Below are 9878 nucleotides of genomic sequence, written 5' to 3' on the forward strand. Positions count from 1 at the left end.
CCAATCGAAACGGTCGAGGGACGGGTGGGATGGCTTCCCGCAGTGCAAGTTTGCGCACCAAGATTGTGGCCCTACTGGTCTCACTCGCCGCGCTCTGGGCGTTCGCGGCGTGGGTGACCCTGCGCGACGGATTCAACGTGCTCGGTGTGCAGACGCTCGACGCGCAGGTCGCCCAACCCAGTGAACCGCTGCTCACCGAGCTCCAGCAGGAGCGCCGGATGTCGGTGGCCTACCTCGGACGTCGCGACCAGGGGCTGGCACAGCAGTTGCAGGCGCAGCACGAGCGCAGCGAGAAGGAGGCCGCCGCGTTCGCCGAGGCGGCCCGTAGCTGGCGAGCCCGATTCGTGTCGAGCGACGAACTGACCACGCGGATCGACGACGTGATCTCCCGGCTGGACGGGCTCGGTCACATGCGGGAGGCCGTCGTCGCCGGCACCGTCGACCGGGCTGGCGCGGCGGCAGCGTACACCGGGGTCCTCGACGGGCTGTTCCGGGTGTACGGGGCCATGGGTCAGCTCGACGACGAGCAGATCGCCCAGGACACCGTCACGCTCACCCGGCTCGTACGGGTGCGTGAGCTGATGTCGCAGGAGGACGCGCTCTTCGCCGGCGTCTCGGCGGCGGGTCGAATCAGCGACAAGGAGTACGCCCAGTTCGCGCACCTGGTTGGCGCGCAACGGTTCCTCGTCACCGAGGCACTGGCCGAACTGCCCGAGGCCGACCGCCAACGGTACGTCCAGATGACCGAGGGCCCAGCCTTCACCAAGCTCCGAGCGCTTGAGGACCGCATGGTCGCCAGCGCTCGACCGAACGCCCCGCTGCCGGTCGGCGCCGACGACTGGGAGGCAGCCTTCGCTCCCGCTGTGGAGGAGCAGGAGGCCGTCGTGCTGGCCGGCGGGGACGCGCTGGTCCAGCGGGCCACCCCGGTCGCGATCTGGGTCGTCATCCGGCTGGTGCTCGCCGCCGGCCTCGGTCTGCTCGCCGTCATCGCCTCCATCGTCGTCTCGATCACCACGGCCCGGGCCCTGCTGCGCCAGCTGGAACGGCTGCGCCAGGCCGCCTGGCAGCTCGCCGACGAACGGCTGCCCCGGGTGGTGGAGCGCCTCGGCCACGGCGAGGAGGTCGACGTGGCCACCGAGGCGCCTCCCCTCGATTTCGGCACCGACGAGATCGGTCAGGTCGGCAAGGCGTTCAACGCCGTTCAGGAAACCGCCCTGCGGACCGCCGTCGAACAGGCCGACCTGCGCCGCAACGTCCGTGAGGTCTTCCTCAGCCTGGCCCGGCGCACCCAGGCGCTGGTGCACCGCCAGCTCACCCTGCTGGACGCGATGGAACGGCGCGAGCACGACGCGGAGGAGCTGGAGGATCTGTTCCGGGTCGACCACCTGGCCACCCGGATGCGGCGTAACGCGGAAAACCTGATCGTGCTCTCCGGCTCGACCCCGGGCCGGGCGTGGCGGCGCAACGTGCCGATGGTCGACGTGGTCCGTGGCGCGGTGGCCGAGGTGGAGGACTACACCCGGGTCAACGTGCTGCCGCTCGGGCCGGTCTCCCTCGCCGGCCGCGCGGTCGGCGACATCATCCACCTGCTCGCCGAGCTGATCGAGAACGGTCTGTCGTTCTCCCCACCGCACACCACCGTGGAGGTCCGCGGTCAGCTGGTGGCCAACGGGTTCGCCATCGAGATCGAGGACCGGGGCCTCGGCATGAGCGAGGAGGACCTGGCCGCCGCGAACCACCGCATCGTCGACCAGTCCGAGCTGAACCTCGCCAACGCCGCCCGGCTCGGGCTCTACGTGGTGAGCCGGCTGACCGAGCGGCACGGCGTGCGGGTGCGGCTCAAGGAGTCGGCGTACGGCGGCACCACCGCCGTGGTGCTGATCCCGCTGGAACTGGTCACCGAGAACGGCCCGAGCTCGGAGGACTCCGGTGCGATGCGGGCCGGTTCGCCGGCCATCGCCCTGCCCTCGGGGCCGACCACCACCGCCGACACCGGCCGGCCGGCCGTCCTCGCGCCGGTCGCGTTGGCGGCCGCACCGGAGGCACCGGGCACGACGGCGCCGGACGTGCCGGAGCCGGTCACCCCGGCCGGGCACCTGGTGCCGGACGCCACCACCGCGACGGGGCAGGCCGACGGCACCGATGTGGACGCCGCTCTGCCCACCCGCCAGCGGACACCGCAGGGCGCCGGTACGCCGGACCTGCCCACCCGGGCCCGGCGTGTTCTGGGCCAGCCCGCCCTGGAGGCTCCCACGGTGCCCACCGGACTGCCCGCGGTCGACCGTTCCCGCCCGACGGACAGCGCCAGCGAGGCGGCGGCCGACGGCGGGCCGATGCCGGCCCGCGCCGAGGCGGACCGGACCGACTCGGGCCTGCCGGTACGGGTCCGGCAGGCGAACATCGTGCCCGAGTTGCGCGACGACCCGGCCGCGACAGAGACCGACGACGAGGACGTGGCACGTCCCCCGGAGCAGGTGCGCCGGATGATGAGCTCGTACCAGACCGGCACCCGTCGCGGTCGGACCGACGCGGCGCGACTGATCGGCGGCGCGGCCGGCGCCCCGCCGAGCGCGACGCCCGAGCCGAGCGACGAGGACCCGCAAGCTACCTGACCGGCCACCGAGAATGCGGGTCACCGCACGGTGTGACGGTCAGCTCCAGACGAACACGGCGCAACAGCCGGGCGAGAAGAGGACGACGAAGTGGCGCAGAAGACGGCTTCGAGTGCCGACCTGACGTGGTTGCTGGATGATCTGGTGGGCCGGGTGAAGCAGGCCGAGCATGCGGTCGCGCTCTCCACCGACGGCCTGTTGATGGCCTCCTCCCAGGGCCTGAGCCGGGACGACGGCGAGCACCTCGCGGCGATGGCTGCCGGCATCCAGAGCCTGGCCCGCGGCGCGGGGAAGCGTTTCGGCGGCGGGCAGGTGCAGCAGACCATCATCGAGATGCAGTCGTCGTTCCTGTTCGTCACCGCGGCCGGCCGCAACGCCTGCCTGGCGGTCCTTGCCACCGAGGACGCCGACGTCGGCCTGATCGCCTACGAGATGGCGATGCTGGTCACCCGGGTCGGCAAGTATGTGGCCTCCCCGTCCCGTGGCACCGAGCAGCCGGCCGGCGAGAGGTAGCGGCATGACGGTGCAGGGAGAGTCCGCGGACCATCAGTGGGTGGATGACCATGCGGGCCCGGTGGTGCGCCCGTACGCGGTGACGCGCGGCCGGGCCCGCCCGGTCACCGGCACGTTCGACCTGATCTCCCTGGTCACCGCGACCCGCGCCGAGGTCACGCCGGAGGTCGGCCTCGGCCCGGAACATCTGGCGATCGTCGGACTGTGTCAACGAATACAGTCCGTCGCCGAGATCGCCGCCCATCTCGACCTGCCGGTGGGCACCATCCGGGTGCTCCTCGGCGACCTGGCGGCCCGCAGCCTGGTGCAGGTCCGCGAGCCGCAGACCACGGCCGGTCTTCCCGACAACAGCATCTTCGAGGCGGTAATCAATGGACTACGGGCACTCTGACCGGCCGGCGGGAGCGACCCCACTGCCCACCGCGATCAAGATCCTGGTCGCCGGTGGGTTCGGTGTGGGCAAGACCACGATGGTCGGCGCGGTGAGCGAGACCCGGCCGTTGCGCACCGAGGAGGTGCTCACGGAGACCGGTGTCGGCATCGACGACCTGTCCGGGGTGGAGGGCAAGACCACCACCACCGTGGCGATGGACTTCGGCCGGATCACCATCAGCGACGACCTGGTGCTCTACCTGTTCGGCACCCCCGGGCAGGACCGGTTCTGGTTCGTCTGGGACGAGTTGGCGCTCGGTGCGATCGGCGCGGTCGTGCTGGCCGACACCCGCCGGCTGGCCGACTGCTTCCCGTCGATCGACTACTTCGAGGGCCGGGGCACCCCGTTCGTGGTCGCCGTGAACTGCTTCGAGGGTGCCCGCTCCTACCGGCTCGACGAGGTGCAGGCCGCGTTGAACCTGGACCCGGGTGTGCCGGTGCTGCTCTGCGACGCCCGGCAGCGCGAGTCCAGCAAGGAGGTGCTCGTCACGCTGATGGAGCACGCCATGAAGACCCGCGAGGCCCGCCGCCGCGCCGCCGGAGGAAACTGACCGACTATTTTCAGGGGAGGGCGTCCGGAACGGCCCCGGCCGAACGTCATGCTGGCGATAACCCGAGAAACCAGGGAGCGCCCAGATGAAGTACATGATGTTCGTGTGCAGCGACACCGAGCCGGACACCGACCCGACCGATCTGCCCGACATCCACAAGTGGGTGGAGGAGAACGACTCGCGTGGGCGCCGCCTCACCGGCGACGCGCTGGCGCCGACCAGCGCGGCCACCACGGTCCGGGTCCGTGCCGGCGAGCTGCTCGTCTCCGAGGGACCGTTCGCGGAGACCACGGAGGTGATCGTGGGGTTCGACCTGCTCGAGTGCGCCGACCTGGACGAGGCGATCGAGGTGGCGCGCACTCACCCGATGGCCCGCGAGGGGCGACTGGAACTGCGCCCGTTCGCCGGCTTGCCCGGCTGACCGGATGGCCCGCACCGAAACGCCGGCCGGCGCGCACGTGGGCGCCGGCCGGGTGACCGGCGCGGGAGCGGCCGTGGCGGCGCAAGCCGTCGCGGCCGCCGGCGTCGAGGCGTACCCCCGGATCGTCGCGACCCTGATCCGGGTGACCGGGGACTGGGCGCTGGCCGAGGACTGCGCCCAGGAGGCGCTGACCGTCGCCCTGGAACGCTGGCCCGCCGACGGTGTGCCGGACAACCCGGGTGGCTGGCTCATGACAGTGGCCCGCAACCGGGCGATCGACGTCCTGCGCCGGGCCACCGTGGAACGCCGGAAACTCCACGACCTGGCACTGCTCACGCCGGTCGACGCGCAGCCCGAGCCGGAGGTGGGGGAGGACGTGGTGGACGACCGACTGCGACTCATCTTCACCTGCTGCCATCCGGCGCTCGCGATCGAGGCCCGGGTGGCGTTGACGCTCCGCACCGTGTGCGGGGTGCCGACCGCGGCCATCGCCCGGCTCCTGCTGGTCAACGAGTCGACGATGACCCGACGGCTGACGCGGGCCCGCACCCGCATCGCCGAGGCGGGCATCCCGTACCGGGTGCCCAGCGGACCGGCGCTGACCGAGCGGCTGCCCGGCGTCCTCGCCGTGCTGTACCTGCTGTTCACCCGGGGCTACGTCGCCGACGGGGAGCCGGCCTTCGCCGACGAGGCGATCCGGCTGGCCCGACTGCTCGACCGGCTGATGCCCGAGCAGTCCGAGGTGGCCGCGCTGCTCGCGCTGTTCCTGCTCCAGCACTCCCGGGCCGACGCCCGCCGTGACGCCGCCGGCAACCTGCTGACCCTTCAGCGGCAGGACCGCGGCCGGTGGGACCGCGCCGCCATCGCCGAGGGACTGGCCGTCCTTGATCGGGTACGCCAGGACGGGCCGTACGCGTGGCAGGCCCGCGTCGCCGCCTGCCACGCCACCGCCGCCTCCGTCGAGACCACCGACTGGCCGGCGATCGCCGGCGCCTACGACGCCCTGCTCGGCATCCGGCCGTCGCCGGTGGTCGCGCTCAACCGCGCGGTCGCGCACGGCTACGCCTACGGGCCGGCGGCCGGACTGGGCCTGCTCGACGAGGCGCGCGCCGGGGGTGGCCTGGACGGCAACCCGCTCGCCGTGGCGGTGGAGGCCGACCTGGTGGCTCGGCAGGGTGACCGGCCACGCGCCGCCGCGCTGTTCCGGCAGGCGGCGGCAGCGGTGGACTCGGCCGCCGAGCGCCGCGCCCTGCTCGACCGGGCCGACGAACTCACCCGGTAGGCCCGGGTCCTTGGAGGCACGTGCGCCGATGACGTCGGCGAGGTTGTCGCCCATCTCGCCCGACTGCCGACCACGCCGGGTGCTGACGGCGCGCGGTCGCGCTGCGGCTGCGCGAGGCAGCAGCCCGGGGCACGGAAGGCAGAGACGTGGAAGGGCCGCTCCCCGCCAGCGCGGGAAGCGGCCCTTCTCAGGTGTACGGCGTCAGTTGGCGATCATGCGGCGCAGCACGTACTGCAGGATGCCGCCGTGCCGGTAGTAGTCCGCCTCACCGGGAGTGTCGATCCGCACCACGGCGTCGAACTCCACGCCGGTGTCGGTGTTGACCCGCACGGTGCGCGGGGTCTCGCCGTCGTTGAGCGCGGTCACCCCGGTGAAGGTGAACGTCTCCGTACCGGTCAGACCGAGCGACTCGGCGGTGACGTCGACCGGGAACTGCAACGGCAGCACGCCCATGCCGATCAGGTTGGAGCGGTGGATCCGCTCGTACGACTCGGCGATGACCGCCCGCACGCCCAGCAGCATGGTGCCCTTGGCCGCCCAGTCCCGCGACGAGCCGGAGCCGTACTCCTTGCCGGCCAGGATGACCAGCGGGATGCCGGCCTCCTGGTAGGCCATCGAGGCGTCGTAGATCGAGGTCTGCTCGCCGGTGAGGTGGTTGACGGTGAAGCCGCCCTCCACACCCGGGACCAGCTGGTTGCGCAGCCGGATGTTGGCGAACGTGCCCCGGATCATCACCTCGTGGTTGCCCCGGCGGGAGCCGTACGAGTTGAACTCGTGACGCGGCACGCCGTGCTCGGCGAGGTACGTGCCGGCGGGCGAGTCGGCCTTGATCGAGCCGGCCGGCGAGATGTGGTCGGTGGTCACCGAGTCACCCAGCTTGGCCAGCACCCGCGCGTCGGCGATGTCGGTGACCGGGCTCGGCTCCTGCTGCATGCCCTCGAAGTACGGGGGCTTGCGCACGTAGGTCGAGTCCTCCGCCCAGGCGAAGGTGTCGCCGGTCGGGGTGGGCAGCGACTGCCAACGCTCGTCGCCGGCGAAGACATCGGCGTACGCGGCGCTGAAGCCGGTCGCGCCGATCGCCTGGGCGATGACGTCCTGGATCTCGGCGCTGTTCGGCCAGATCTCCCGCAGGAACACCGGGTTGCCGTCGCTGTCCTCACCGATCGGCTCGTTGGCCAGGTCGATGTCCATCGTGCCGGCGAGAGCGTACGCGACGACCAGCGGCGGGGACGCCAGGTAGTTCATCTTGACGTCCGGGTTGATCCGGCCCTCGAAGTTGCGGTTGCCCGACAGCACCGACACGACCGACAGGTCGTGCTCGTTGACCGCCGCGGACACCTCCTCGGGCAGCGGGCCCGAGTTGCCGATGCAGGTGGTGCAGCCGTAACCGACCAGGTTGAAGCCGAGCTTGTCCAGGTACGGCGTGAGGCCGGCCCGCTCGTAGTAGTCCATGACGACCTTCGAGCCCGGGGCCAGGGTGGTCTTCACCCACGGCTTGCGGGTCAGGCCCTTCTCGACCGCGTTGCGGGCCAGCAGGGCCGCCCCGATCATCACCTGCGGGTTGGACGTGTTGGTGCAGGAGGTGATCGCCGCGATCACCACGGCGCCGTGGTCCAGCTCGTACTCGACGCCGTCGGCGCCGGTGACCCGTACCGGTTTGGTGGCCCGCCCGCCCGCTCCGGCGGCGGCGGTCTCCAGGTCGCGCGGCTCGTCGGCCGGGTCGCTGAACTCGTTGGCCGGCGGGTCGCTGGCCGGGAACGACTCGGCGCTGGCCTCGTCGGCCGGCCCGTTCGCGCCGCGCGGCAGCTCCTCGCGCGCCACGCTCGGCTTGAGGTCACGCTCACTGGTGGAGTCGTCGGCGACGTAGTCGGTCAGCGCGGAGCGGAACAGCGTCTTCGCGCTGCCCAGAGGCACCCGGTCCTGCGGGCGCTTCGGGCCGGCGAGCGACGGCTCGATGGTGCTCAGGTCCAGCTCCAGGCGCTCCGAGTAGGAGGGCTCGGCCGCCGGGTCGTGCCAGAGGCCCTGCTCCTTGGCGTACGCCTCGACGAGCGCGACCTGCGCGGCGTCGCGACCGGTCAGCTCCAGGTAGCGGATCGTCTCCGCGTCGATCGGGAAGATCGCCACGGTGGAGCCGTACTCGGGGGACATGTTGCCGATGGTGGCGCGGTTGGCCAGCGGCACGGCGCTCACGCCGGGGCCGTAGAACTCGACGAACTTGCCGACCACGCCGTGCTTGCGCAGCATCTCGGTGATGGTCAGCACCAGGTCGGTGGCGGTGGTGCCGGCCGGCATCTCGCCGGAGAGCTTGAAGCCCACCACCCGGGGGATCAGCATGCTGACCGGCTGACCGAGCATCGCAGCCTCGGCCTCGATGCCGCCGACGCCCCAGCCCAGCACGCCCAGGCCGTTGACCATCGTGGTGTGCGAGTCGGTGCCGACCACGGTGTCCGGGTACGCCTGGCCGTTACGTTCCATGATCGTACGAGCCAGGTACTCGATGTTGACCTGGTGCACGATGCCGGTGCCCGGCGGGACGACCTTGAACTCGTTGAACGCGGTCTGACCCCAGCGCAGGAACTGGTAGCGCTCCTTGTTGCGCTCGTACTCCAGCGCGACGTTGCGTTCGAAGGCGTCCTCGCGGCCGAACAGGTCGGCGATCACCGAGTGGTCGATGACCAGCTCGGCGGGGGCGAGGGGGTTGACCTTGCTGGCGTCGCCGCCCAGGTCACGCACGGCCTCACGCATGGTGGCCAGGTCGACCACGCAGGGCACGCCGGTGAAGTCCTGCATGAGCACCCGCGCCGGGGTGAACTGGATCTCCACGCTCGGGGCGGCGGTGGGATCCCATCCGCCGAGCTGACGGATGTGGTCGGCGGTGATGTTCGCGCCGTCCTCGGTCCGCAGCAGGTTCTCCAGGAGAATCTTCAGGCTGTACGGCAGCCGGTCGTGGCCGTCCACCTTGTCGATCCTGAAAATCTCGTAGCTCGCGTCTCCGACGCGTAGCTGGGTCTTCGCACCGAAGGTGTCGAGGCTCGCCACGTCGTACTCCTTCACACCAGCGACCGTGAGTAGTCCTGAGCAGTGTGTCGCACCGGCCGGGGTGCCGCCGAGGTTAGGTGACACTTACCGCCGATTCCGCTCTCAACAAAACCGTACGTCCGTCTTGCTAGTTACGCAACCCGGCCGCTCGCTGCCCGCACGGTTCATCCCTAGCCTCCTAGGACGCGCTGCGGGGCGTGCGTCGGGCCACCCGAGGCGAATTCACCCCGCGGCGGCAGGTGCGGGCGTTCGGCCGCGGGTAGGGTTCGGGCGTGTTCGACGTCCAGCACTGGCTCGTGTCGCTGCCGCCGATCGCGGTCTACCTGCTCGTCGGCGGGGTGATCGGGGTCGAGAGCATGGGCGTCCCACTGCCCGGTGAGATCGTCCTGGTCAGCTCCGCCCTGCTCGCCGCCACCGGAGTGGTCGAACCCGAGTGGGTGGCCGCCGCCGCGGCCACCGGCGCGATCGTCGGCGACTCCATCGGGTACGCGGTGGGCCGTCGGGGTGGCCGTCCACTGCTCGCCCGGCTGGGCCGACGCTTCCCCCGCCACCTCGGCCCCGCCCAACTGGCCCGGGCCGAGCAGAGCTTCGCCCGGTACGGCGTCTGGGCCGTCTTCTTCGGTCGGTTCGTGGCGCTGCTGCGCATCCTGGCCGGGCCGCTCGCCGGTGCACTGCACGTACCGTACCGACGTTTCCTGCTGGCCAACGCCGCCGGTGGGCTGGTCTGGGCGTTCGGCACCACCTACCTGCTGTTCACCGTGGGGCGGGCCGCCGAGCACTGGCTCAAGGACATCTCCTGGGCCGGGCTGGTCCTCGCGGTACTCGCCGGCCTCGCCAGCACCTGGTGGCTGCGTCGACGGGCCCACCGAATCGAGGCCGCCGAGCCGGCCCCCGAAGTCGAGCCGGCTCGGGCGGGCAGCGAACGCTGACCCCGGACATGCCGAAGGGCCGGGCCCCGGTTGGGGTCCGGCCCTTTCGGTGTGTGGGTGTGTGGGTCAGCTGGTGGAGTAGCCGCGGGTGGCGATCCA

Annotated in this window: 8 protein-coding genes; 7 read left to right on the top strand and 1 reads right to left on the bottom strand. The window is 71.7% G+C overall.

Annotation, left to right across the window (positions count from 1 at the left end; translation table 11 throughout):
• Positions 1 to 50: 50 nt before the first annotated feature.
• The 6 genes from AB0H52_RS28030 (at position 51) to AB0H52_RS28055 (ending at position 5811) form a co-directional block, all read left to right on the top strand.
• Entirely contained in the window at positions 51 to 2612 is a 2562-nt protein-coding gene (locus AB0H52_RS28030; RefSeq protein WP_255473687.1) for a nitrate- and nitrite sensing domain-containing protein, read from the top strand.
• Positions 2613 to 2702: 90 nt separating this feature from the next.
• Entirely contained in the window at positions 2703 to 3125 is a 423-nt protein-coding gene (locus tag AB0H52_RS28035) for a roadblock/LC7 domain-containing protein (protein WP_151489840.1), read from the top strand.
• 4 nt (positions 3126 to 3129) lie between these two features.
• Positions 3130 to 3516, top strand: a complete 387-nt coding sequence (locus AB0H52_RS28040; RefSeq protein ID WP_030337267.1) for a DUF742 domain-containing protein — start codon at positions 3130 to 3132, stop codon at positions 3514 to 3516.
• Positions 3497 to 4108, top strand: coding sequence for an ATP/GTP-binding protein (locus AB0H52_RS28045; protein WP_151489841.1), 612 nt, complete (start codon positions 3497 to 3499; stop codon positions 4106 to 4108). Before AB0H52_RS28040 ends, AB0H52_RS28045 begins: the two co-directional genes overlap by 20 nt.
• 94 nt (positions 4109 to 4202) lie before the next feature.
• On the top strand, positions 4203 to 4529 hold the full coding sequence (locus AB0H52_RS28050; protein WP_225854465.1) for a YciI family protein: 327 nt from the start codon (positions 4203 to 4205) through the stop codon (positions 4527 to 4529).
• Positions 4530 to 4533: 4 nt separating this feature from the next.
• The gene (locus AB0H52_RS28055; protein ID WP_151489843.1) at positions 4534 to 5811 is read left to right on the top strand and encodes a sigma-70 family RNA polymerase sigma factor; all 1278 of its coding nucleotides are present in this window, start codon (positions 4534 to 4536) and stop codon (positions 5809 to 5811) included.
• Between the two features lie 201 nt (positions 5812 to 6012).
• On the opposite strand, the gene AB0H52_RS28060 is transcribed toward AB0H52_RS28055, so the two are convergent.
• Positions 6013 to 8865 (bottom strand): aconitate hydratase, encoded by a 2853-nt coding sequence (locus AB0H52_RS28060; RefSeq protein WP_357951222.1) that lies wholly within the window; start codon positions 8863 to 8865, stop codon positions 6013 to 6015.
• 257 nt (positions 8866 to 9122) lie between these two features.
• Here AB0H52_RS28060 and AB0H52_RS28065 point away from each other — a divergent pair, with 257 nt between their 5' ends.
• Entirely contained in the window at positions 9123 to 9779 is a 657-nt protein-coding gene (locus AB0H52_RS28065; RefSeq protein ID WP_151489845.1) for a DedA family protein, read from the top strand.
• Positions 9780 to 9878: the final 99 nt, after the last annotated feature.

Source organism: Micromonospora sp. NPDC050695, assembly GCF_040654415.1.
Classification (GTDB): Bacteria; Actinomycetota; Actinomycetes; order Mycobacteriales; family Micromonosporaceae; genus Micromonospora.